General features: G+C 58.2%; 23 protein-coding genes. 7 read left to right on the top strand and 16 right to left on the bottom strand.

Features of this window, described 5'->3' with window-relative positions:
- Nucleotides 1-38: 38 nt before the first annotated feature.
- Nucleotides 39-1,100 carry a DNA polymerase IV gene (gene dinB / locus JEM67_RS05285; RefSeq protein ID WP_126480517.1) on the bottom strand — a complete coding sequence of 354 codons (1,062 nt, stop codon included), beginning with the start codon at nt 1,098-1,100 and terminating at the stop codon, nt 39-41.
- 240 nt (nt 1,101-1,340) lie between these two features.
- On the opposite strand from dinB, the gene JEM67_RS05280 reads away from it, so the two are divergent.
- Nucleotides 1,341-2,237 (top strand): glycerophosphodiester phosphodiesterase family protein, encoded by an 897-nt coding sequence (locus JEM67_RS05280; RefSeq protein ID WP_199636641.1) that lies wholly within the window; start codon nt 1,341-1,343, stop codon nt 2,235-2,237.
- A 37-nt stretch (nt 2,238-2,274) separates the two neighbouring features.
- Here the strand turns inward: JEM67_RS05280 and nqrM are convergent, their stop codons facing one another.
- Genes nqrM through JEM67_RS05240 form a run of 8 tightly spaced genes read right to left on the bottom strand, consistent with a single transcriptional unit; the run spans nt 2,275 to nt 9,384 of the window.
- Nucleotides 2,275-2,502, bottom strand: a complete 228-nt coding sequence (gene nqrM / locus JEM67_RS05275) for a (Na+)-NQR maturation NqrM (RefSeq protein WP_013811638.1) — start codon at nt 2,500-2,502, stop codon at nt 2,275-2,277.
- Between the two features lie 7 nt (nt 2,503-2,509).
- The gene (locus JEM67_RS05270; RefSeq protein ID WP_199636642.1) at nt 2,510-3,541 is read right to left on the bottom strand and encodes an FAD:protein FMN transferase; all 1,032 of its coding nucleotides are present in this window, start codon (nt 3,539-3,541) and stop codon (nt 2,510-2,512) included.
- The gene (gene nqrF / locus JEM67_RS05265) at nt 3,542-4,765 is read right to left on the bottom strand and encodes an NADH:ubiquinone reductase (Na(+)-transporting) subunit F (protein WP_006321304.1); all 1,224 of its coding nucleotides are present in this window, start codon (nt 4,763-4,765) and stop codon (nt 3,542-3,544) included. It abuts the gene before it with no gap.
- A 15-nt stretch (nt 4,766-4,780) separates the two neighbouring features.
- Entirely contained in the window at nt 4,781-5,377 is a 597-nt protein-coding gene (gene nqrE, locus JEM67_RS05260) for an NADH:ubiquinone reductase (Na(+)-transporting) subunit E (protein WP_004949072.1), read from the bottom strand.
- 6 nt (nt 5,378-5,383) lie between these two features.
- On the bottom strand, nt 5,384-6,013 hold the full coding sequence (locus tag JEM67_RS05255) for an NADH:ubiquinone reductase (Na(+)-transporting) subunit D (RefSeq protein WP_004949071.1): 630 nt from the start codon (nt 6,011-6,013) through the stop codon (nt 5,384-5,386).
- Nucleotides 6,006-6,800, bottom strand: a complete 795-nt coding sequence (locus JEM67_RS05250; protein ID WP_199636643.1) for a Na(+)-translocating NADH-quinone reductase subunit C — start codon at nt 6,798-6,800, stop codon at nt 6,006-6,008. The genes JEM67_RS05255 and JEM67_RS05250 overlap by 8 nt, the downstream gene beginning before the upstream one ends.
- Nucleotides 6,790-8,031 (bottom strand): NADH:ubiquinone reductase (Na(+)-transporting) subunit B, encoded by a 1,242-nt coding sequence (locus JEM67_RS05245; RefSeq protein WP_199636644.1) that lies wholly within the window; start codon nt 8,029-8,031, stop codon nt 6,790-6,792. Before JEM67_RS05245 ends, JEM67_RS05250 begins: the two co-directional genes overlap by 11 nt.
- A 3-nt stretch (nt 8,032-8,034) precedes the next feature.
- Entirely contained in the window at nt 8,035-9,384 is a 1,350-nt protein-coding gene (locus tag JEM67_RS05240) for a Na(+)-translocating NADH-quinone reductase subunit A (RefSeq protein WP_013811633.1), read from the bottom strand.
- 595 nt (nt 9,385-9,979) lie between these two features.
- On the opposite strand from JEM67_RS05240, the gene dpaA reads away from it, so the two are divergent.
- Nucleotides 9,980-10,747, top strand: a complete 768-nt coding sequence (dpaA, locus tag JEM67_RS05235) for a peptidoglycan meso-diaminopimelic acid protein amidase (RefSeq protein WP_013811632.1) — start codon at nt 9,980-9,982, stop codon at nt 10,745-10,747.
- Here dpaA and JEM67_RS05230 read toward each other — a convergent pair.
- Nucleotides 10,682-11,485 (bottom strand): class II glutamine amidotransferase, encoded by an 804-nt coding sequence (locus tag JEM67_RS05230; protein ID WP_004949060.1) that lies wholly within the window; start codon nt 11,483-11,485, stop codon nt 10,682-10,684. The genes dpaA and JEM67_RS05230 overlap by 66 nt on opposite strands.
- A 97-nt stretch (nt 11,486-11,582) precedes the next feature.
- Nucleotides 11,583-12,164, bottom strand: coding sequence for a D-sedoheptulose 7-phosphate isomerase (gene lpcA, locus JEM67_RS05225; RefSeq protein ID WP_004949058.1), 582 nt, complete (start codon nt 12,162-12,164; stop codon nt 11,583-11,585).
- A 245-nt stretch (nt 12,165-12,409) separates the two neighbouring features.
- On the opposite strand from lpcA, the gene fadE reads away from it, so the two are divergent.
- Nucleotides 12,410-14,866, top strand: a complete 2,457-nt coding sequence (gene fadE / locus JEM67_RS05220; RefSeq protein WP_199636645.1) for an acyl-CoA dehydrogenase FadE — start codon at nt 12,410-12,412, stop codon at nt 14,864-14,866.
- 346 nt (nt 14,867-15,212) lie between these two features.
- Nucleotides 15,213-15,365 carry a Hok/Gef family protein gene (locus tag JEM67_RS05215; protein ID WP_199636646.1) on the top strand — a complete coding sequence of 51 codons (153 nt, stop codon included), beginning with the start codon at nt 15,213-15,215 and terminating at the stop codon, nt 15,363-15,365.
- 92 nt (nt 15,366-15,457) lie between these two features.
- Here the strand turns inward: JEM67_RS05215 and mtnK are convergent, their stop codons facing one another.
- Nucleotides 15,458-16,657: an S-methyl-5-thioribose kinase gene (gene mtnK / locus JEM67_RS05210; RefSeq protein ID WP_199636647.1), complete on the bottom strand. Its 1,200-nt coding sequence runs from the start codon at nt 16,655-16,657 to the stop codon at nt 15,458-15,460.
- Nucleotides 16,658-16,800: 143 nt separating this feature from the next.
- On the opposite strand from mtnK, the gene mtnA reads away from it, so the two are divergent.
- Complete coding sequence (gene mtnA, locus JEM67_RS05205) at nt 16,801-17,829, top strand: S-methyl-5-thioribose-1-phosphate isomerase (protein WP_199636648.1); 1,029 nt, start codon at nt 16,801-16,803, stop codon at nt 17,827-17,829.
- 35 nt (nt 17,830-17,864) lie between these two features.
- Here the strand turns inward: mtnA and JEM67_RS05200 are convergent, their stop codons facing one another.
- From JEM67_RS05200 to JEM67_RS05190, 3 genes are read right to left on the bottom strand one after another with little or no spacing between them, the layout of a single operon-like run.
- A complete protein-coding gene (locus JEM67_RS05200) occupies nt 17,865-18,407 on the bottom strand; it encodes a 1,2-dihydroxy-3-keto-5-methylthiopentene dioxygenase (protein WP_013811625.1) in 543 nt (180 codons plus the stop codon).
- On the bottom strand, nt 18,404-19,093 hold the full coding sequence (gene mtnC, locus JEM67_RS05195) for an acireductone synthase (protein WP_199636649.1): 690 nt from the start codon (nt 19,091-19,093) through the stop codon (nt 18,404-18,406). Before mtnC ends, JEM67_RS05200 begins: the two co-directional genes overlap by 4 nt.
- Complete coding sequence (locus JEM67_RS05190; RefSeq protein ID WP_199636650.1) at nt 19,090-19,704, bottom strand: methylthioribulose 1-phosphate dehydratase; 615 nt, start codon at nt 19,702-19,704, stop codon at nt 19,090-19,092. The genes mtnC and JEM67_RS05190 overlap by 4 nt, the downstream gene beginning before the upstream one ends.
- A 162-nt stretch (nt 19,705-19,866) precedes the next feature.
- On the opposite strand from JEM67_RS05190, the gene JEM67_RS05185 reads away from it, so the two are divergent.
- Nucleotides 19,867-21,027 (top strand): pyridoxal phosphate-dependent aminotransferase, encoded by a 1,161-nt coding sequence (locus JEM67_RS05185; RefSeq protein WP_199636651.1) that lies wholly within the window; start codon nt 19,867-19,869, stop codon nt 21,025-21,027.
- Nucleotides 21,015-21,788: an amidohydrolase gene (locus JEM67_RS05180; protein ID WP_199636652.1), complete on the top strand. Its 774-nt coding sequence runs from the start codon at nt 21,015-21,017 to the stop codon at nt 21,786-21,788. The genes JEM67_RS05185 and JEM67_RS05180 overlap by 13 nt, the downstream gene beginning before the upstream one ends.
- Nucleotides 21,789-21,830: 42 nt before the next feature.
- Here JEM67_RS05180 and JEM67_RS05175 read toward each other — a convergent pair whose 3' ends face one another.
- A complete protein-coding gene (locus JEM67_RS05175) occupies nt 21,831-23,183 on the bottom strand; it encodes a nucleobase:cation symporter-2 family protein (RefSeq protein WP_199636653.1) in 1,353 nt (450 codons plus the stop codon).
- Nucleotides 23,184-23,199 lie beyond the last annotated feature (16 nt).

Below are 23,199 nucleotides of genomic sequence, written 5' to 3'. Positions count from 1 at the left end.
GCGTTTAACGCTAAAAGGCTGGCCTCTCGCCGGCCTTTTTATTCCCACGGCAACAACAGTTGCCGCTCAAGCTGCGGATCCAGCAGCGTTACGTGCAAGCCCACCAGCCGTACGCCACGGCCTTCCCGCCGCTCACGCCACGCCTGCCGCGCCACGTTGAGCAAATCGTCTTTATTCAGCACCGGCCAGACGTGTTCCTGAGTGGTTTGTTGAAAATCCTGAAACTTCAGCTTCACGCCCTGCCGCGCGATATGCAGATCCGGTTTCACCTTGCGCAGCCGCATTTCCAGCTCGGGATAGAGCTTGTCGACGATCAACGCCTCGCAGTCTTCCCAATCATGAATATCCTCCGCCAGCGTGCGTTCCACCCCCACCGATTTACGCAGCCTTTCCGACGAGACTTCGCGCAGGTCTATTCCCTGGCAGCGCTCCCACAGCACCCGGCCAAACTTGCCGAAGCGCTTGAGCAACAGCGCCAGATCGTACTGCTGTACGTCGGCGCAGGTGATTAGCCCCACGTCTTCCAACCGTTTGGCGGTCACTTTGCCCACGCCGGGGATTTTGCTCAGCGGCAGTTGCCGTAAAAAAGCCGGCACCTGCGCCGGCGTGATGACGTATTGCCCGTTCGGTTTGTTCAGCTCTGAGGCAATTTTGGCGAGGAACTTGATCGGCGCGATACCCGCAGAGGCCGTAAGGTTGAGCTCTTCGGCAATCGCCTGGCGGATTTCCTGGGCGATCAGCGTCGCCGAACCGTTGCACTGGGTGCAGTCGGTCACATCCAGATAGGCTTCGTCCAGCGACAGCGGTTCAATCAGCGAGGTGTAGCGGGCGAAGATTTCGCGAATGTGCAGCGAGGCTTCCTTGTACGCCGCCATACGGCCTGGCAACAGTTTGAGGTGTGGGCACAGTTTAAACGCCATCGCCGTCGACATAGCGCTGTGCACGCCATAGCGGCGTGCGGGGTAGTTGGCGGTGCTGATCACCCCGCGCCGGTCGGCACTGCCGCCGATCGCCAACGGAATATCGCGCAGGCTGGGATCGTCGCGCATTTCTACCGCCGCGAAGAAGCAGTCCATATCGACATGAATGATTTTACGCATCGCGCCTCCAATAACACTGTATAAGTATACAGCCAATAATCGAAAGCTCAAGACTCGGTGGGCATGGAGAAAACGGCGTTTGCGTCAGATATTTCCGCGTTGTTAAAAAAGCTTAATTTTTCAATAGTATGATCTCCGCTGACTCACGCTCTTTCATTCTTATACCCTATGGATTTCATGTCGCCGCTCACAAGGCTGCCGCTTGAAAGACGACGGATATAGCATAATAAGGTATCTCGCATGATCAGGTTTTCTCATTTGCTGTTGGCCTCCACGCTGTCGCTGGTTTCGCTGGCGGCGGGCGCCACTGTCGGCCATGCTCCAGCCATTATCGCCCACCGCGGCGGCACCGCAGACGCGCCGGAAAACACCCGCATCGCCATTGAAACCGCACTGAAAAATGGCGCCGACGCCATTTGGATTACGCTACAACAATCCAAAGACGGCGCGATCGTGCTGTACCGCCCTTCCGATCTCAAAGCATTGACCAACGAGCAGGGGCCGGTCTCCGCCCATACTGCCGATCAATTGGTCAAAGTGGATGCCGGCTGGTCATTCGCAAAAGGTGAAACGTATCCGTTTCGCGGCAAAGGCATAGGTATCCCGCGTCTGGACGAGATCCTGGAGGCTTTCCCCAAGGTGACCTTCTATCTGGATATCAAGTCGCCGGACGCCGATCCGACGCAATTTGGCAAAGCGCTGCTGACAACGCTGGAGAAGGCCGACAGCCTGAACCGCACCCGCGTGTATTCTACCGATGCCAAATACCTGCAGGCACTGCCGCCGCAGGTCAAACGCTTTGAAAGCCGCGACGAAACCCGCACCCTGCTGGCCAATGTCACCATGGCGCACCAGTGCGAATTGAAAGCGGATAATCAGCAACCGCGCTGGTACGGGCTGGAGCTGAAACGTGAAGTGGACGTGGTGGAGAAATACACTCTGGGCGAAGGGCGCTCGAAAGCGTTTCTGACCTGGGATAAAGAGTCGATCGATTGCTTCCGTTCGCAAGGCCCGGCGCACATCATTTTGTTCGGCGTCAATTCACCGGCGGAATACCAGCAGGCACTGGCGCTGGGGGCCGACGGGGTGATGGTCAACTCACCGGCCGGCGCGAAAAACTTTCGCAAGGCCAAATAGCCGGTAGAGAAAGGGGCGCCACGCGCGCCCCTCGTAGTCAGATGATCCGGTGTTTTTCCAACTGCCGCCGCCGCAGCGCCGCTTTGGCTTCGCGCTTCTTACGCGCATCACAGGGCTCCGGGCAGTCGCAGACCTTTTCCATCCCCAGCGAAGTGATGCCGCCGCAACTGCCCTGCAGGCTTTTGCGCTTGAACACATAGCCCAGCGACATGCCGCCGATCACCAGCAGAAACAGCACGAAGGTGGCGATAAATACCGTCAACATAGCGACCTCATAAGATCTTTTTCAGATAGGGTTTAAACGCCTCAGAGTGGCGCTCTTCAAATCCGTTGGCGGTTTTCACAATCATGAACACCGGGATCCCCATCAGGTTGGCCAACGCCATACCTCGCTCCGGCCCCAGCACATTCAGCCCGGTCGACAGGCCGTCGGCGGCCATGCAGGTCGGGCTCAGTACGGTGACCGAAACCAGATGATGATGGATCGGTCGCCCGGTGATCGGATCTATGGTGTGCGAGTAGCGCACACCGTCTTGCTCAAAGTAGTTGCGGTAATCCCCTGAGGTGGCGATTGACATCTCGCCCGGTTGGATCACCAACTGCGCTTTTTGCTCCACGCCGGCCGTCGGCCGCTCAATGGCGATACGCCACGGTTTTTTCTCGCCGTTGTGGCCGCGGGTACGCACCTCGCCGCCGATATCCACCATGTAGTTTTTCACCTGCTGCGATTGCAGATACTGGGCAATCACATCCACGCCGTAACCTTTGGCGATGGACGAGAGATCGACATACAGTTCCGGAATGTGTTTCACCAGCGCGTTGCCCTGCACCGACAGTTTGTCGATGCCGGTCCAGGCGCGGCGTTGTTCCAGTGCGGCAGCGCTCGGTACCTTGTCCGGTCGCCCTTCCGGGCCAAAGCCCCACAGATTGACCAGCGGTCCGACGGTCACGTCCAGCGCGCCGTCGGTCACGCGGTTGATGCGCAGCGCCTCCAGCACCACCTCGGTCGTCGCGGCCGATACCGGGAAGGGCTTGCCCACCTCGCGGCTGGCGTTGAAGCGGCTCAGTTCCGAGCCCGGCCGGTAGGTGGACATTTGATCGTTCACCAACTCCAGGCGTTTGTCGATCTCCGCCCGTATTCTGGCCGCCGACGGCGTGTCGTCACCCGTGACATAACGGATCGAATAAGACGTCCCCATGGTTTTGCCATCGAGATTCACTTGCTCCGGCCCGCAACCGGTCAATAACAACGTGGCGCCCAGCGCCACCGCCGTCATCCAGCCCTTCATTGCCCCTATGCGCATTTAGCCACCAAAGTCATCCAGCATGATATTTTCATCTTCGACACCCAGATCTTTCAGCATCTTGATCACCGCAGCGTTCATCATCGGCGGGCCGCACATATAAAACTCGCAGTCTTCCGGCGCCGGGTGGTGCTTCAGATAGTTCTCCAGCAGAACATTATGGATAAAGCCGGTGTAGCCGGTCCAGTTATCCTCAGGCTGGGGATCGGAAAGTGCCACATGCCAGGTAAAGTTTTCATTCTCCGCCTGCAGCCGATTGAAATCATCCTCATAGAACATTTCACGCAGCGAACGCGCGCCATACCAGAAGGTGATTTTGCGCTTCGAGTTCAAGCGATTGAGCTGATCGAAAATATGCGAGCGCATTGGTGCCATACCGGCACCACCGCCGATAAAGATCATTTCGGCATCGGTGTCTTTGGCGAAGAACTCGCCGAACGGCCCGGAGATGGTCACCTTGTCACCGGCCTTCAGCGACCAGATATAGGAGGACATAATGCCCGGCGGCACGTCCGGCGCACGCGGTGGCGGCGTGGCGATACGCACGTTGAGCATGATGATGCCCTTTTCATCCGGGTAGTTCGCCATTGAGTAAGCGCGCACCGTGGTGTCATTCACCGCCGAGCGGTAGCGGAACAGATTGAACTTGTCCCAGTCGCCGCGGTACTCCTCCGGCACGTCAAAATCGGCATAGCTGATGTCATGGGCCGGCGCTTCGATCTGGATAAACCCGCCGGCGCGAAACGGCACGTCTTCGCCATCGGGAATTTTCAGCTTCAGCTCTTTGATAAAGGTGGCTTTGTTATCATTGGAGATAACCTCACACTCCCACTTCTTCACGCCGAAAATTTCTTCCGGCAGCTCGATTTTCAGATTCTGCTTCACGTTCACCTGGCAGGCTAGGCGGCAGCCTTCTTTCGCTTCGCGCTTGTTGATGTGCGAAAGTTCGGTCGGCAGGATATCGCCGCCGCCCTCTTTAATCACCACCCGGCATTGGCCGCAGGAGCCGCCACCGCCGCAGGCAGAGGACACGAAGATCCCCTGGCTGGAGAGCATGTTCAGCAGCTTGTCGCCCGCCGGCGCATTAAAACTCTTGCCCTGATCGCCGTTAACTTCCACCGCAATGTCACCGGTGTTCACCAGCTTTGATTTGGCGAACAGGATCAGCAGTACCAGCACCATAACGATGCCGGTAAACATCGCGACGCCTAAAATAATTTCCATAGATTCTTCCCGCCTTTACAACTGAACACCGGAGAAGGACATAAAGCCCAACGCCATCAGCCCGGTGGTGATAAAGGTAATGCCCAGACCGCGCAGCCCTGCGGGGACGTTGGCATACTTGAGTTTTTCGCGGATCCCCGCCATCGCGACAATCGCCAGCATCCAGCCGGTGCCGGAGCCGAAGCCGTACACCACCGATTCTGCGAAGTTGTAGTCGCGTTGCACCATAAAGGACACACCGCCGAAAATGGCGCAGTTCACGGTGATCAGCGGCAGGAAAATGCCGAGTGCGTTGTACAAAGACGGGAAGAAGCGATCGAGGATCATCTCCAGAATCTGCACCAGCGCCGCGATCACGCCGATAAAGGTAATGAAGTTGAGGAAGCTCAGATCGACGCCTTCCATCAACGCGCCATCGCGCAGCACCAGGTTGTAGACCAGATTGTTCGCCGGCACCGAGATGCCGAGCACGATGGTCACCGCGATGCCCAGACCGAAGGCGGTCGACACCTTCTTCGACACCGCCAGGAAGGTACACATCCCCAGGAAGAACGCCAACGCCATGTTCTCAACGAACACCGCGCGCACAAACAGGCTGATATAATGTTCCATCGGCCGTTACTCCTTTTCGATCTGTGCGGGCTTCAGGGTGCGCAGCACCCAAATCAGCAGGCCGATGATAAAGAACGCGCTCGGCGCCAGCAGGAACAGGCCGTTCGGCTGATACCAGCCGCCATTCTGCACCGTATCCAGCACCGGAATGCCAAACAGCTTGCCCGAACCAATCAGCTCGCGCAGGAAACCGACCAGCACCAGGATCACCCCATAACCCAACCCGTTGCCGATACCGTCCATAAAGCTTTCAATCGGCGGCGACTTCATGGCATAGGCTTCGGCGCGCCCCATCACGATACAGTTGGTGATGATCAGGCCGACAAACACCGACAGCTGCTTGGAAATCTCGAACGCATAGGCGCGCAGCAGCTGATCGACCACAATCACCAGCGAGGCGATAATCGCCATCTGCACGATGATGCGCACGCTGTTCGGAATATGGTGACGGATCAGGGAAATAAAGAAGCTGGAGAACGCCGTGACCAGGGTCACCGCGATGGTCATCACCACCGCCGTTTCCAGCTTGGTGGTCACCGCCAGCGCGGAACACACCCCGAGGACCTGCAAGGCTATCGGGTTGTTGTCAAACAGCGGCCCGAGCAGAACCCGCTTAATCTCTTTGGAATCAGCCATTTTTCAGCGCTCCTTCACGAACTTTTTTCAGGAATGGGCCAAAACCTTGCTCGCCCAACCAGAAATCAAAAGTGTGCTGTACGCCGTTGGAGGTCAGCGTGGCGCCGGACAAACCGTCCACCCCGTGCTCATCCCCCTGACGCGCCCCGCCTTTCACCACGCGGATCGCCGGCTTGCCGTCGTTATCAAACAGCTTTTTGCCGATCCACTGCTGGCGCCAACCGGCATTCTCAACTTCACCGCCCAGGCCCGGGGTTTCCCCCTGATCGTAATACGTGATGCCTTTCACCGTGTTGCCGTCGCTGTCCAGCGCCACAAAAGCGTACATCATCGACCACAGGCCGGTGCCGTAGACCGGCAGCACGATTTGATTCACCGCCCCGCCGTTATCACGCACCAAATAGATCTCCGCCCGGTTGCTGCGACGTTTGATGCCGGCCGGATCTTCGCCCGCCGACAAGGTGACGCTTTTGGCATCGTCACGCAGCGCAGCGGCCAGATCGAACGCCGCCGCATTGCCCGCCACAAACTCGCCGCTGTTCAAATCCAGCAGGCGCGGTTCGATGCGCTGGGTGAACAGCGCCTTGACCTGCTCGCCTTCCATCTTCGGCTGCAACAGCCCGGCCACGTCGAGGATATTGCGCTGCTTGTCAAGCAGCTTTTGCTCTTGCTGTTTGGACTTCAGGCCGACGGCGGAACCCGCCACCACGACCGAACACACCAGACACAGCAGCAGTACCACCAGCAGCGTTTTACCGATAGTGTCGTTTTTAGATTCATTCGCCACGGGCTTTTCTCCGCTTGATGTTGGCCTGCACCACCAGATAATCGAACAGCGGCGCGAACAGGTTGGCGAACAGGATCGCCAGCATCATGCCTTCCGGGTAGGCCGGGTTGACCACCCGGATCAACACGCACATCACGCCAATCAGGATGCCGTACCACCACTTTCCCTTGTTGGTAAAGGCGGCGGAAACCGGGTCGGTGGCCATAAAGATCATGCCGAAGGCAAAGCCGCCCAACACCAGATGCCAGTACCACGGCATGGCGAACAGCGGGTTGGTGGCGGAGCCGATGCCGTTGAACAGGAAGGCGGTAGCCATCATGCCGAGCATCACGCCGGCGACAATGCGCCAGGAAGCCACGCGGCCAAACAGGATAATCGCACCGCCGATCAGGATCATCAGCGTGGAGACCTCACCGACCGAGCCGGGGATGTTGCCGAGGAAGGCGTCCATCCAACTGATCGACTGGCCAGTAGCTAGGTTGCTCAGGCTGTGCGCCCCGCCCACGCTCCATTGCGCCAAGGGCGTCGCGCCGGAGAAGCCGTCGGCGGCAGTCCACACCAGGTCACCGGAGATCTGCGCCGGATAGGCGAAGAACAGGAAAGCGCGCCCCGCCAGCGCCGGGTTGAGGAAATTGCGCCCGGTGCCGCCGAAAATCTCTTTCGCCACCACCACGCCGAAGCTGATGCCCAGCGCCGCCTGCCACAGCAGCAGCGTTGGCGGCACAATCAGCGCAAACAAAATAGACGTGACGAAGAAACCTTCGTTAATCTCATGCTTGCGGATGACCGCGAACAGCACTTCCCAGAAACCGCCGACGAGAAACACCACGGCGTAGATCGGCATAAAGTAGCAGGCGCCCAGCACCATTTTACTGATCCAGCCGGCATCCGCCGCCAGCGACGCCCCCAGCCATTGCGCCAGCCGGTAGTGCCAGTCGCCCGCCAGCACCTGCTGCAGTTGATCGCCGCTATAGAGATGGTGCAGCGCCGGGATGGCCTGCTGGCCAACGTTATACATGCCCCAGAACATCGCCGGGAATACCGCCAGCCACACCAGGATCATCATGCGTTTCAGATCGATGGCGTCGCGCACGTGCGAAGCCCCGCGCGTCACCAGACCGGGGGTGTAGAACACCGTGGTGGTCGCTTCAAACAACGGGTACCACTTTTCCAGCTTGCCGCCCGGCGTGAAGTGATGCTCTATCTTGTCAAAAAAGTTCTTCAGGCCCATCGGTTATCCTTCCTGCTCAATCTTGGTCAGCACGTCGCGCAGCACCGGCGCATATTCATACTTGCCCGGACAAACGAAAGTGCACAGCGCCAGATCTTCCTCATCCAGCTCCAGACAACCCAGCGCCTGCGCGCTGTCGGTATCGCCCGCCAGCAGATCGCGCAGCAGCAGAGTCGGCAGAATGTCCAGCGGCATCACCCGTTCGTAGTTGCCGATCGGAACCATTGCACGCTCGCCGCCGTGGGTGGTGGTCGAGAAGGCGAACAGCTTGTTTTTCAGGAAGTGGCCCAGCGTGGTGCGGGTAATGGAGAATTTGTCCGGTGAAGGCGCGATCCAGCCGAACAGCTGTTTATCACGCCCTTCCTGCAGCACGCAAACCTGCGAGTGAAAACGACCGAGATAGGCATTCGGGCCGGCAACATGGGTGCCGCTCAGTACCGAGCCGGAAATCACCCGGTTCTCGCCGCTTTTAAGGCGACCGGCGGTCAGTTGCTCAATGCTGGCGCCCAACCGGGTGCGCAGCAACACCGGCTGCTCTACCTGCGGCCCGGCCAGCGCCACCACCCGACGGGTGTCGAGACGGCCGGTGGTGAACAGCGTGCCGATGGCGATGACGTCCTGATAGCCGATATGCCAGACGGTTTTTTTCAAACTGACCGGTTCGAGAAAGTGAATGTGGGTGCCCACCAGCCCGGCGGGATGCGGGCCGGCGAATTCGTTGTAGGTTATCTGCGCGCCAGGCTGTTTGCCCAGATTCGCACCTGCGGCGTGGCAAACGTGCAGCTTGCCGTCGGTCAGGCGCGCCAGCACCGCCAGCCCGGCGTTAAAGGCCTCCCGTTGCCCGGCAATGACTACTTGTGGATCGGCGGCCAACGGTTGGCTGTCCATGGCGGTCACGAAGATGGCGCGCGGGGTGGTGCCGGGACGCGGCGTTTTACTGAAGGGACGGGTGCGCAGCGCGGTCCACAGGCCGCTGGCGATCAGTTCGCCTTCAACCTGTTCTCGCGGCAGCTCCGCCAGTTCGGCGACCGGATAATGGGCGAACTCAAGTTGCTCGTCACCGTCGTTTTCTATCGCGATCACCACGGACTGCAACACGCGGCGCTCACCGCGGTTGATTGCCGCAATGCGCCCGCTGGCGGGAGCCGTGAAGAAAACCCCGGGGTTCTTTTTATCTTCGAACAGCGCCTGGCCTTTCTTAACGGTATCGCCTTCCTGCACTAACATGGAAGGGCGCATGCCGACGTATTCTTCCCCAAGCAGGGCAACATGCTGAACTGGTGGGCCGTCCTGAATCGCCTGAACCGGGGCTCCGGCAATGGGCAGATCTAACCCTTTTCTGATTTTAATCATAGGATTTATACGATGTTGACTAGGTTTACACGTCTTACCGGCCCCAGAGGCTGGTGCTGACGATGCCTGGATGATGAGACTGCAACGGCAGCCTCCGGGTTAAGCGCAACGGCATCACGCTCAACATGAATTTTTTCGCGCCGATAAAATGGGGTTACGCACATTCCCTTGATTAACTCCCGCCTGCCTCGTTTAGCACGATAAAAAAGGCTTTCTCGACAAAAACGCTGTTAATACTTTGTTGCCGCAGAGCCCATGTTATCGCCATGGAGATAAGCTCAAGGCCTTCTTATGCAACTGCAACAACAGGTTAATTGGAGCCGGAATATTAACATTTTTCACCACTTTGTTCTGCGTTGAGCAGTGACCTGAGTCAAGCAAATGCAATTAAATTTCTGCTGTTTTGCATCACCAATCGTTAAAAACTGCCTGTCGATTCACTTTTATCGAAGTTTGTAGTTTTTTTATACACATCGCATATTGCTAAAAAAAAACACACTGGTAATCTGACGGGGTTTTAACGCAGTAAAACAATAATCAGTGGCATGCCGGCCGAGTTCATTGAGCCAGCAGATAAATATAAGCAGGAATAATAATGAGCAAAATCGCGCTGTTGTTTGCGATGCTTTTTTCTATGCCGATGATCACGGCCTGCAGCGCCAGCGAGCAGGTTCCCGAGGCACCGGTAGTTAAACAGCAATTAGTAGGTTCACCGGTCTATATTCAGATCTTCAAAGAAGAACGCACGCTGGAATTGTATGCCAAAATGGGCAACGAATTCCGTCTGGTGAACTCCTTCCGCATCTGTAATTTTTCCGGCGGACTCGGCCCGAAACGCCGTGAAGGCGACTTTAAAAGTCCGGAAGGTTTTTATAGCGTCGATTCGCGCCATCTGAAACCCGACAGTAAATATTATCGCGCAATAAATATCGGCTTCCCGAACGATTACGACAAGTCGCAGGGTTATTCCGGCGCTTATCTGATGATCCACGGTGAATGTAAATCGATTGGTTGTTACGCGATGACCAACACCTATATGGATGAGATCTACCGTTACGTTGAAGCCGCATTCGCTTATGGTCAGAACCGGATCGATATCAGCATCTATCCGTTCCGCATGACCGATCAGAACCTGAAGCGTCACCGCACATCCAGCGATATCGCCTTCTGGAACCAGTTGAAACCGGGCTATGACTACTTCGTCAAGAATCACCAGCCGCCGGTGGTCAGCGTCTCCAATGGCCAGTACGTGCTGGGTCAGCCGGTCATGAGCAGCAGCCAGATGACGCAGTATGCGTCAACGGCTCCCGCTGCCAGCACCAACCCCTTCGCTCAAACCAAGCCGCTCACCGAAGTGAAATAATGCGAACTCGCCTGGCGCAATCTTGTGCCAGGTTTCATTCGCCGTCAGCGGTTGGGTAGCAATCACGGTGACCACATCGTCAGGTGTGGTCTGCTGCTGAAAATCAATCTCCACATCCTGATCGAGCAACGTGGCTTTGCCAAACGGCGCGCGGCGGGTGATCCAATACAAGTTGGTGGAGCAGTAGGCCATCACAAAACGCCCGTCCGACAGCAACATATTGAATACCCCTTTCTTGCGCAGTTGATCCGCCAGCAAAGCGATATAGCGGAATACCGGCGGCCAACGGCTCGGGGTGCGCGGATATTTCAGGGAAAGCTGATGCAGCAGCCAGCAGAACGCATATTCGCTGTCAGTCTGGCCCACCGGACGGAAGGTGCCGGTTTCCAACTGGCGATAGCCTTTCAACTGACCATTGTGCGCGTAGGTCCAGTTGCGGCCCCACAGTTCGCGGGTAAACGGGTGGGTATTTTCCAGCGCCACTTCGCCGCGGTTGGCCTGGCGGATATGCGATACCACCGCGCAGGATTTGATCGGGTACTCCTGCACCAGGCGGGCGATCGGCGAATCGAAACTCGGTTGGGGATCCTTAAACGTACGACAGCCGTTCCCTTCATAGAAGGTAATGCCCCAACCATCTTTATGTGGCCCGGTACGGCCACCGCGCTGAACCAGCCCGGTAAAGCTAAAGCAGATATCGGTCGGTACGTTCGCGCTCATCCCGAGCAGTTCACACATCGCTTGCCACTCCTTACCCACACTGGCACTGTCTATGCGGGCGCAGCATGCGGCGCCCCTACAAAATGTCGCGGGGGCGGCATGCCCCCTGAAGCCATTACGCTTTAACCATCTCTTTTTCAATCAGCTGAATCAAGATGTGAATCGCTTTGATATGGATTTCCTGAATACGGTCAGCGTAGCCGAAGTGCGGTACGCGGATTTCCACATCGGCGGAGCCGGCCATTTTGCCGCCGTCTTTGCCCGTCAGGGTGATCACTTTCATCCCTTTGGCGCGCGCCGCTTCGATAGCTTTAATGATGTTGCCCGAATTGCCCGAAGTGGAAATGCCCAGCAATACGTCGCCTTCACGGCCTACCGCTTCCACGTAACGTGAGAACACGTATTCGTAACCGAAATCGTTGCTGACGCAAGACAGGTGGCTGACATCGGAAATGGCAATCGCCGGATAGCCCGGACGGTTTTCGCGGTAGCGACCGGTCAGCTCTTCGGCAAAGTGCATGGCGTCACAGTGAGAGCCGCCATTGCCACAGGAAATCACTTTCCCACCGGCTTTAAAGGAATCGGCCAGCAGCACTGCCGCGCGTTGAATGGCGTCGATATTGGCATCGTCATTGATAAATTTCGCCAGGGTATCGGCCGCTTCGTTCAGTTCACTGCGAATAAGGTCGTGGTACATGAGGAACCTCTTGTTATCGTCAATCTTCCGCTTCGCAGTGTACCGGATCGGGGAAAAACCGAGAAGCACTGTGAGCCAAACAGCGCGCCGGTTGAGGTACGAGTGAGGTTTTTGATTATTGATGCGCTCAGTTTGTGACTTGAGTTGTAATTAAACTGTAAATGCATTGATAAAAATATGAGGTTGTACTAAAACCTATTACATACATACAACAGGTCAGACCTCTTACTACTTCGGAGCTTCTTATGATGGTTCTTAGTATTGTTGTTTTACTGGCACTCATTGGTGTGGTGTTTTATCACCGAGTGAACCTCACCCTCAGTAGCCTTATTCTGCTGGCATACACCGCCGCCATGGGCGTTATCGGCCTGTGGACCTTCTGGATGCTGCTGCCGCTGGCGATCGTGCTTCTGCCGCTGAACGTGACTTCCCTGCGCCGTTCGATGCTGTCCGCTCCGGCGCTGCGCGCGTTCCGCAAGGTAATGCCGCCGATGTCCACCACCGAGAAAGAAGCGATCGAAGCCGGCACCACCTGGTGGGAAGGCGATCTGTTCCGCGGCCAACCGGACTGGAACAAGCTGCATAACTACCCGAAACCGCAACTGACCGCCGAAGAACAAGCGTTTATCGACGGCCCGGTGGAAGAAGCCTGCCGCATGGCGAATGACTTCCAGATCACCCATGAACTGGCCGACTTGCCGCCGGAACTGTGGGCCTATCTGAAAGAACACCGCTTCTTTGCCATGATCATCAAGAAAGAATACGGCGGCCTGGATTTCTCTCCTTATGCCCAGGCGCGCGTGCTGCAAAAACTGTCCGGCGTTTCCGGTATTCTGGCAATCACCGTCGGCGTGCCAAACTCCCTCGGCCCTGGCGAACTGCTGCAACACTACGGCACCGACGAGCAGAAAAACCACTACCTGCCAGGCCTGGCGCGCGGCGACGAGATCCCTTGTTTCGCCCTGACCAGCCCGGAAGCGGGTTCAGACGCCGGCGCTATTCCGGATGTCGGCACCGTCTGCATGGGCGAGTGGCAAGGCGAACAGGTATTGGGCATGCGCCTGACCTGGAACAAACGCTATATTACGCTGGCGCCGGTCGCAACCGTGCTGGGCCTAGCGTTCAAACTGTATGATCCGAATCACCTGTTGAGCACCAACGAATCACCGGGCATCACCTGCGCGCTGATCCCGACCAGCACCCCAGGCGTTGAAATCGGCAATCGCCACTTCCCGCTGAACGTGCCGTTCCAGAACGGCCCAACCCGCGGCAACGACGTGTTCGTCCCTATCGATTACATCATCGGCGGGCCAAAAATGGCCGGTCAGGGCTGGCGCATGCTGGTTGAGTGTCTGTCGGTCGGCCGCGGCATCACCCTACCTTCCAACTCGACCGGCAGCGTGAAGTCTATGGCGCTGGCCATTGGCGCTTACGCCCATATCCGCCGTCAGTTCAAGATCTCTATCGGCAAGATGGAAGGCATCGAAGAACCGTTGGCGCGTATCGCCGGTAACACCTATGTGATGGATGCAGCGGCTACGCTTATCACCAGCGGCCTGATGCTGGGCGAGAAACCGGCGGTGCTGTCAGCCATCGTGAAATACCACTGTACCCACAGAGGCCAGCAGGCAATCATTGATGCAATGGATATCGCCGGCGGTAAAGGCATCATGCTGGGCAAATCCAACTTCCTGGCCCGGGCCTACCAGGGCGCACCGATCGCCATCACGGTTGAAGGCGCCAATATCCTGACCCGCACCATGATGATCTTCGGCCAGGGCGCCATCCGCTGCCATCCCTACGTACTGGACGAAATGGCGGCGGCGCAAAGCAATGATCTGAACGCCTTCGATAAATCGCTGTTCGGCCATCTGGGCCACGTGGGCAGCAGCAAGGTACGCAGCTTCTGGCTGGGCCTGACCAATGGCCGCACCAGCAGCACGCCGACCAAAGATGCGACACGCCGTTACTACCAACAGTTGAACCGCCTGAGCGCGAACCTGGCGCTGCTGTCGGACGTCTCCATGGGCGTGCTGGGCGGGAGCCTGAAACGCCGCGAGCGGATTTCCGCCCGTCTGGGGGATATTCTCAGCCAGATGTACCTGGCTTCCGCGACGCTGAAACGTTTTGAAGATGAAGGCCGTCAGAAAGAGGATTTACCGCTGGTACACTGGGGGGTGCAGGACAGTCTGCATCAGGCAGAGCAAGCGTTGGACGATCTGCTGCGCAACTTCCCGAACCCTTTTATCGCCGGCGTGATGCGCTTCGTGATCTTCCCGTTCGGCCGTGTGCATACCGCACCTTCTGATCGTCTGGACCACCAGTTGGCCAAGATTATCCAGCAGCCGTCCGCAACCCGCAGCCGTTTGGGCCGTGGCCAGTACCTGACGCCAAGCGAGCATAACCCGGTTGGCCTGTTGGAAGCCGCACTGGCTGACGTCATTGCCGCCGAGCCGATTCACCTGCGCCTGTGCAAGGAAAGCGGCAAAAATCTGCCGTTTACCCGTTTGGATCGCCTGGCACAGCGTGCGCTGGAAGAAGGCAAGATCAGCGCCGATGAAGCGAAGATCCTGGTGAAAGCCGAAGAGAGCCGCCTGCGTTCCATCAACGTAGATGACTTCGAGCCGGATGCGCTGGCGGCCAACAAGCCGGAAAAGCCGGTAGCGCCGTCTAAACGCCAGCAGCACACCGAAGCGGCGTAACAGCGTTACTCCCGTTCACCCAGGGGCGATGATTATCGCCCCTTTTTCTTTTTGTGCCGCAGCAAAATGCGCAGCAGCTCGCAGCCTTGCCAGAACGACTAATTTAACTTCGGGAATAATCGGATAGACTGCGTAGCGGGTGCTCTGGATCTTTCTTTCCGGGGCATAAGCAACGGATTAACCCAATGGATTTCATGTTGCAGCCAACAACGCTGCAGCTTGAAAGACGAAGGGTAGAAAGAGAAAGGCCCCGAGTCGATATTATCAACCCGAGGCCACTCTGAATGTCTAAGCAACATCAGGTTAGCCTCTTACCCGCCGGAAGGCAAGGATAAGGAGGTCAGAAATGCAGCAAGAACGGGTCATTCTAAGGCTGATGATTATCTGCATGACGCTGATTGCGTTCATGTTGATCACCCGCGGTTCGCTATGTGAACTGCGCATCAAACTGGGAGACACGGAGGTTGCGGCCATTTTGGCTTACGAATCCGAAGGGTAAGGCAACCCAACGGCGGGGTTCGCCCCGCCCGTTGGTTGTTAAACAGAGGATCCATGAGCACCCTCTTCCTACCGGCGGTGCCCAAACAACGCCTAGCCGTTCTGGCGGATACGCGCCAGCAGTGCGTCGATATGCTCAATCTGCGCCGCGTTGACGATCAGCGCACGGCCCAGGCTCAGGGCGCTGCGCTGGCATTCGGCGCGCATTTCGGCATCGCTGATGCTGTCCAGATCGGCGACGTGTGCCAGGCCGATAGTGCGGCGAATCAGCTCGCTGCCGCAGTAACCTATGGCATCGGTCCACACCTGCTGCAGGAATTGTTCGGCATAGCCCGGCACCGCCAGCGCTATCTCACGGGTCTGTTGGTGGCACAATGCCAGGAAGCGATCGGCAAAAATCAGCCAGAGTTCACGCACGTCCTGCAGGCGCTGCTCCCGCCCGGCAGCGGCATCGCGCGGCCCTAACAGGCCAGGCAGACCGCAGTAATTCAGCAACAGGTTACCCAACGCGCTGCCGACGTCAAAACCTATCGGGCCATAGAAACCAAACTCGGCATCTATCGCCTTCAGCTTGCCTTCCGCAACAAAAATAGAGCCGCTGTGAATATCGCCGTGCAGCAGCGCTTCCGCTTTACTGAGGAAACGGTGTTTCAGCCCGGCCACGGCCAGCCTCAGCGCGGTATCGTCACGCAGCGATCGCACCTGCGGCAGCAACGCCTCGTCGAACTGGTTGCGTTCGTGATCGATATAGGGATCGGTAAAGAACAGATCTTCGGTGATCTGGCATAGCTCAGGGTTGGTGAAGCGGCTGACCTCGGCCTTTTTTTCTTGCGCCGTCTGGTAAAAATCGGAGGTATGAAACAGGGTTTGCGCCAGATATTCCGCCAATTGTCCGGCCGCCAACGGGTAATAGTGGCCTTTGATCAGCTCGTTGCGCCAGATGTGGTGATCGGAAAGATCCTCCTGCACCATCACCGCCAATTCAGGATCGTGATGCAGCACCTTCACCGTATGCCGTGGGCAAACGCCGCCGTGGATCAACAGGGTTTCCGCTTCAATGCGCGCCCGATCCAGGGTCAGCGGCCAGGATTCGCCCACGCAGCGTACGTACGGCAACGCCTGTTTGACGATCACCCGGCTTACGCCGTCGCGATCGCGGATTTTGAACACCAGGTTCAGGTTGCCGTCACCAATCTCGTCAGCGCTCACCAGCGCCTGCGGATCGGCCAACTGCCCGTATTGGCGAGCATATTCAACGGCATCGGCAGCAGTAAACGTACGATAAAGCGACATTCCCAACCCCTCTGATTTTTCTCACTGACACAGCGACGTTATTTTTTAGACGTAAAAGCATTTGGACGTCTATACATCCGTATGGCATGTTGGCAGAATACCTTTTCAGATGCAATAACAACGCAACAAGGATTTAACTGCCGATGCAATCGCTTAACACCACCAGTTTGACCCTGAGTGACAACCGACTTTGGATCCTCGATCAGCAGGCTTTACCGCAGGAAAAACAGTGGCGCCAATGTGACACCGTGGAGGAGTTGGTCGATCACATCCTCACCTTACGGGTACGGGGCGCACCGCTGATCGGCCTGTCCGCCAGCCTGTTGCTGGCGCTGCTGGCGGAACGCGGTCTACCGCGTGAAGAACTGGAGCAAGCGTTGGCCACCTTACGCGCCTCGCGCCCGACAGCGGTTAATCTGATGAATAATCTGGACCGCATGAAGCAGGCTCTGGCACAACCGCAGTGGGTGCCTGCGATGGTGGAAGAAGCGTTGCGATTGGTGGAAGAGGACCGTCAGTTGTGCGATCGGATCGCCGATCATGGCGCGGAACTGGTGCAACCCGGCAGCCGCCTGCTGACTCATTGCAATACCGGTGGTCTAGCGACCGCCGGTATCGGCACGGCTATCGGGGTGCTGTTGCGCGCCCATCAGCAAGGGAAAGTACAACAGGTGTGGGTCGACGAAACCCGTCCGTTGCTGCAAGGCGGCCGCCTTACCGCCTGGGAACTGGGTGAGCTCGGCATTCCCTACCGGCTGATTTGCGATTCGATGGCCGCCAGCCTGATGGCGCAGGGCCAGGTAGATGCCGTGTGGGTTGGCGCAGACCGCATTGCCGCCAACGGCGACGTCGCCAACAAGATTGGCACTTACAGCCTGGCGGTGTTGGCGCACTATCACCGCATTCCGTTCTACGTGGCCGCCCCGCACACCACCCACGATCCGCACTGCCCGAACGGCGCAGCCATCCCGATTGAGCAACGGGCCGCAACTGAAGTGACCGGCGTCTCCGGCAGTTTCGGATCATGCCAGTGGGCGCCTGCCGATGCCCCGGTTTATAACCCGGCGTTTGACGTGACGCCTGCGGCGCTGATTAGCGGTTGGGTGTTCGACAGCGGCGTAATTACGCCGCAACAGGTCAATGACGGGATTTTCCAGCGGGCGCTGGGGTAATTAATCACGGGGCGCGAGAGCCGCCCCGTTAAATGTTAATCCAGGCGCGGATAGGCATCGGCGATCCTGTCGCCGGTGAAATGCGCGACCCACCCCTCCGGATTATCGAAGACGCGGATCGCGGTAAAGTTGGGCGCCGACCCCATATCGAACCAGTGACGGGTATTGGCCGGTACCGAGATCAGATCGTTCTTCTCGCACAGGATCTGGAAGATCTTGCCATCCAGATGCAGGCAGAACAGCCCTGCGCCGGCCACAAAGAAGCGCACCTCATCTTCGCCGTGCGTATGTTCGGAAAGAAATTTGCTGCGCAAGACTTCGCGTTGCGCATTATCCGGACGCATGCTGATCACATCCCAGCTCTGATACCCCTTCTCCGCCACCAGCCGATCAATCTCGTGCTGATAGGCGGCAATCACCGCCGCCGGCTCCGGGTTTTCACCCAGTTCGCGATCCGCCTGCCAGCGCTCGAAGCGCACGCCAATTTGCGTCAGTTGCCGTTGAATGGCCTCGGCATCCTGGCTTTGCCATATTGGCTGCTGCGGCTCTTTATCGCTGAAAATGGTCAATCCACTCATGAGGCAAACTCCCCTAAATCGATCTGATCAAAACGGTTAACCTGCGGGTGCCGACTCTGCGCATCGGCGTCGTCGCGGATCAACTGGCAAGTGCGCCAGCCTGCGGCGCGTGCGGCGTCCAGCTCTTGATGAATATCGGAAAGGAACAACAGCTCGTCGGGTGCGATACCGATTTCAGCGGCAATATTTCGGTACGAAGCGGTTTCACGCTTGGCACCGACGTGGGTATCGAAATAGCCGCTGAACAGCGGCTGCAAATCCCCGGCCTCGCTGTAGCCGAACAGCAGCTTTTGCGCCTCCACCGAGCCGGAAGAGTAGACGTACAGTGTCAACCCTTGCTGCTGCCAGGCAGCCAGTTGCCCAGCCACTTCCGGGTACAGATGACCGCGAAAATCACCGTTCTGGTAGCCGCTGCGCCAAATGATGCCCTGCAGCGCCTTCAGCGCGGTGGATTTGCGATCTTCATCCATAAAACGGTACAGCGCGGCAATCAGTTGCTCAATGTCTGCCTGCGGCTGGTCAATCTCCTGCCGCAGCGCGGCCAGCGGTGCGGCCACTTCGGCATCGGCAGCGTGCTGACAGAGAAACTCCGCCAGCCGCTCGCGCGCATAAGGAAACAACACCTGATGCACGAAGCGAATATCGCTGGTGGTGCCTTCAATATCGGTGACGATGGCGCGGATCATTTAGCCTCCAGTAAACGGCGTTGCAGTTCGCACTGGAACAGGAATTCCAGCCCTTCAAGGTGACGACGGGCTTCCGCGACCTGGCGACCCCAGCAATACAGGCCGTGTCCACGAACCAGAAAACCGTACTGCAGCGGCGTCACTTCGGTATAAGCCGCCACGCGCGCCGCAAGCCGCAGAATATCCTGATCGTTATCGAAAATGGGAATCATCACGCTGTCCAGATGGCTGCTCTGGCCGCCGAGCGATTTTTGCATTTCATAGCCCTGCAATACCAGCCCATCGCTGCGTTCAACGCGCGACAGTACGGTCGCATTCACCGAATGAGTGTGCAGCACCGCACCAATCTGCGGGTACAGCCGGTAAATCAGGGTATGCAAGCCGGTTTCCGCCGAAGGCGTGCGGCCACTCGGCACATGATTGTTCGCCGTTTCCACCAGCAGGAAGTCCGCGTCGGTCAGGCTGCCCTTATCCTTGCCGGACTCGGTGACTAGGCAACGTTGATCGTCGAGACGCAGCGACATATTGCCGCCGGTCGCCGGGCACCAGCCCTTTTCGCCAATCCAGTGGCAGGCAGCCAATAGCGCTGTAAGTTGCGGATTTTCTGTCATTATTTTTCCCGGTCAGTAAGGTCGTCCAGCAGGTGAAGCTTAGAATGATTTGCTTATATCGTTAGATCTTTTCTTCATTTAGCCATCTAAGCGTCTTGATTGCCAAATACTAACATCGTGTTATATTGACGGCAACCTAAGCGCCAGGAGTATTAGCCTGCTATGAGCACGTCAGCATTGATTCCCGACAGTAAATTGCCCGCTCTGGGCACCACCATTTTCACGCAGATGAGTGCGCTGGCGGCGCAGTATCAGGCGATCAACCTGTCGCAGGGCTTCCCCGATTTCGATGGCCCGGATTATCTGAAAGATCGCCTGGCCTGGCACGTCAACCAGGGGGCCAACCAATATGCCCCCATGACCGGTGTTGCGCCATTGCGCGAAGCCATCGCCGAGAAAACTGCCGGGCTGTACGGCTGGCTGCCGGACGCCGCCAGCGAAGTCACGGTGACGGCCGGCGCCACTGAAGCGCTGTTCGCAGCCATCAGCGCCTTGGTGCGCCCCGGCGATGAAGTGATTTGTTTCGACCCGAGCTACGACAGCTATGCGCCGGCGGTCACGCTGTCCGGCGGCACATTGAAGCGCATTGCGCTACAGCCGCCTGCATTCGGCGTGGACTGGCAGCAGTTTGCCGAATTGCTTTCGCCGCGTACCCGGTTGGTGATCCTCAATACGCCGCACAACCCGTCTGCCACCACCTGGCAGGCAGAAGATATGCAACAGCTGTGGCACGCCATTAGCGATCACGAAATCTATGTGCTGAGCGACGAAGTGTATGAGCATATTTGCTTTGCCCAGGGCGGCCATGCCAGCGTGCTGGCCCATCCTCAACTGCGGCAACGCGCCATTGCGGTATCTTCTTTCGGCAAAACCTTCCACATGACGGGTTGGAAAGTAGGTTACTGCGTGGCCCCCGCCGCGCTGAGCGCCGAAGTACGTAAAGTGCATCAATACCTGACTTTCTCGGTCAACACCCCGGCACAGCTGGCGCTGGCGGATATGCTGCGCAGCGAGCCGGTGCATTGGCAACAGTTGTCGGCGTTTTACCGCGCCAAGCGCGATCGCTTTGTGCAGGCGCTGTCAAACAGCCGACTGGAAATTTTACCCTGTGAAGGTACATACTTCTTGCTGGCGGATTACAGCGCGGTCTCCGATTTGGATGACGTCGCTTTCTGTCATTGGTTAACTGAGCACGTGGGCGTGGCGGCCATTCCGCTGTCGGTCTTCTGTGCAGATCCTTTCCCTCATAAATTGATCCGGCTGTGCTTCGCTAAACAGGATGCCACGCTGGATGCGGCTGCGGAGCGGTTATGTCGACTTTAAAAATTACCCTGTTGCAGCAACCGCTGGTCTGGCGCGACGGCGAAGCCAACCTGCGCCATTTCGATGAGCTGCTGGCACCGCTGACCGGCCGAGATCTGATCGTTCTGCCGGAAATGTTCACCACCGGCTTCGCGATGGACGCCGGGGAAAGTGCGCTGCCGGAACAACAGGTGATCGCCTGGCTGCACGGCTGGGCCAGCAAAAGCAACGCCCTGGTCGGCGGCAGCGTGGCGCTGAAAACTGCCGAGGGCGCGGTCAACCGTTTCCTGTTGGTCGAACCTCACGGCCGGGTGCATGCTTACGATAAGCGCCACCTGTTCCGCATGGCCGGCGAGCATCTGCATTACCGCGCCGGTAAAAAACGCGAGATTTTCGAGTGGCGCGGCTGGCGCATTCTGCCGCAGATCTGTTACGACCTGCGCTTCCCGGTGTGGTCCCGCTATCAGCAGGATTACGATCTGGCGCTGTACGTCGCCAACTGGCCGGCGCCGCGCAGCAAACACTGGCAAACGCTGCTGGCCGCGCGCGCCATTGAGAATCAGGTCTACGTGGCCGGCTGCAACCGCGTTGGCGAAGACGGCAACGGGCTGAACTACAGCGGCGACAGCCTGATCATCAGCCCGCAGGGGGAAACGCTGGCGCAGGCGGAACCGGGCGCCGCCGCAAGGCTGGACGCAGAACTGTCGCTGGAAAACCTGCAGAGCTACCGCAGCGCTTTTCCGGCCTGGCGCGATGCCGACAGCTTCCTGCGGCACGATTGATCCATTGATCCTTCCGGGCGCAGTCCGCTGCGCCCGCTCTCCTCAGGAAAGCTCCTCTTCCGTCGCATTTTTCTCCACCATATCGATTCGGTTGAACAACAGATTCAGTAGCAACGCCGCCAGACACGACGCGCTGATACCTGAATGCAGCAAGGTGCGGACCCAATTCGGGAACTGATCGTAAAAAGTCGGCATCACAATCGGGATCATGCCGAAGGCAATCGCCGTCGCCACCACCACCAGATTCATGTTGTCCTTATACTCCACCTTCGCCAGAGTGCGAATGCCGCTGGCGGCCACCGAACCGAACAGCACCACGCCGGCGCCGCCCAATACCGGCGGCGGAATGCAGGCCACCAGCCGCCCGAGAACCGGCAACACCCCCAGCAGCACCAGAATGGCGCCCCCGGCACTGACCACAAAACGGCTTTTCACGCCGGTGATTGCCACCAGGCCGATATTCTGGGCAAACGAACTTTGCGGGAATGAGTTAAATACCGGCGAAAGCGCACTGGAGAGCATATCGGCGCGCAGCCCCTTGGCGATACGACGCGAATTGACCGGCGAACCCACAATTTCCCCCACCGCCATCAGCCCGGCGGTGGTTTCCGTCAACAGCACCAGTACGATCAACAGCATGGACAGGATCGCGCTCAGCTCGAAGGTTGGCCAACCGTAGGCGAAAGGTTCGGGGAAGGCCAGCCACGGCCCGTTGCCCACGGCGGCAAAGCTCACTTTCCCCGCCAGCGCCGCCGCTACGCAGCCTACGGCCATCGCCAGCAGTACCGACAACCGCTTCAACGTCGGGGAACCGATCTTATTGAGCAACAAAATGACCGCCAGCGTGAAAGCGGCCAAGCCAATATTCCCGGTCGCCCCCCAATCCGCCGCCTTGGCGTTGCCGCCCATCGCCCAGCGCACCGCCACCGGCATCAACGACAGACCGATCACCGTCACCACGGTGCCGGTCACCACCGGCGGGAAGAAGCGGATAATTTGCGAGAAAAACGGCGCGATCAACAGCCCCGCCAGCGAGGCGGCGATCACCGCACCGAATACCGCAGGCAGCCCGCCGTCCCCGGTCACGATGGTCACCATGGTCGCCACCCCGGCGAAGGAAACGCCCTGCACCAGCGGCAGGCGTGAACCCAGACCGGGCAGACCGAGGGTTTGCAGCAACGTCGCCAGCCCGCTGACAAACAGCGCCGCCGTCACCAGCATGCCAATCTGCGGCGCGCCTAAACCCGCCGCCGAACCGATGATCAAGGGCGGCGCGATAATTCCACCGTACATGGTTAAAATATGCTGCAGGCCGAAAGCAAAGGTTTTTCCCAGCGGCAGTTTTTCATCTTCCGGGCAGCACGAGGCCGCACCCTTATCCTGAGACAGAGCCATATTTCCCCCATTTACT

Source organism: Serratia sp. PAMC26656 (assembly GCF_016469055.2).
GTDB classification, from domain to species: Bacteria; Pseudomonadota; Gammaproteobacteria; order Enterobacterales; family Enterobacteriaceae; genus Serratia; species Serratia plymuthica.
Note: the sequence above shows the minus strand (reverse complement) of the source record. Positions and strands in the feature narration are given on the sequence as shown.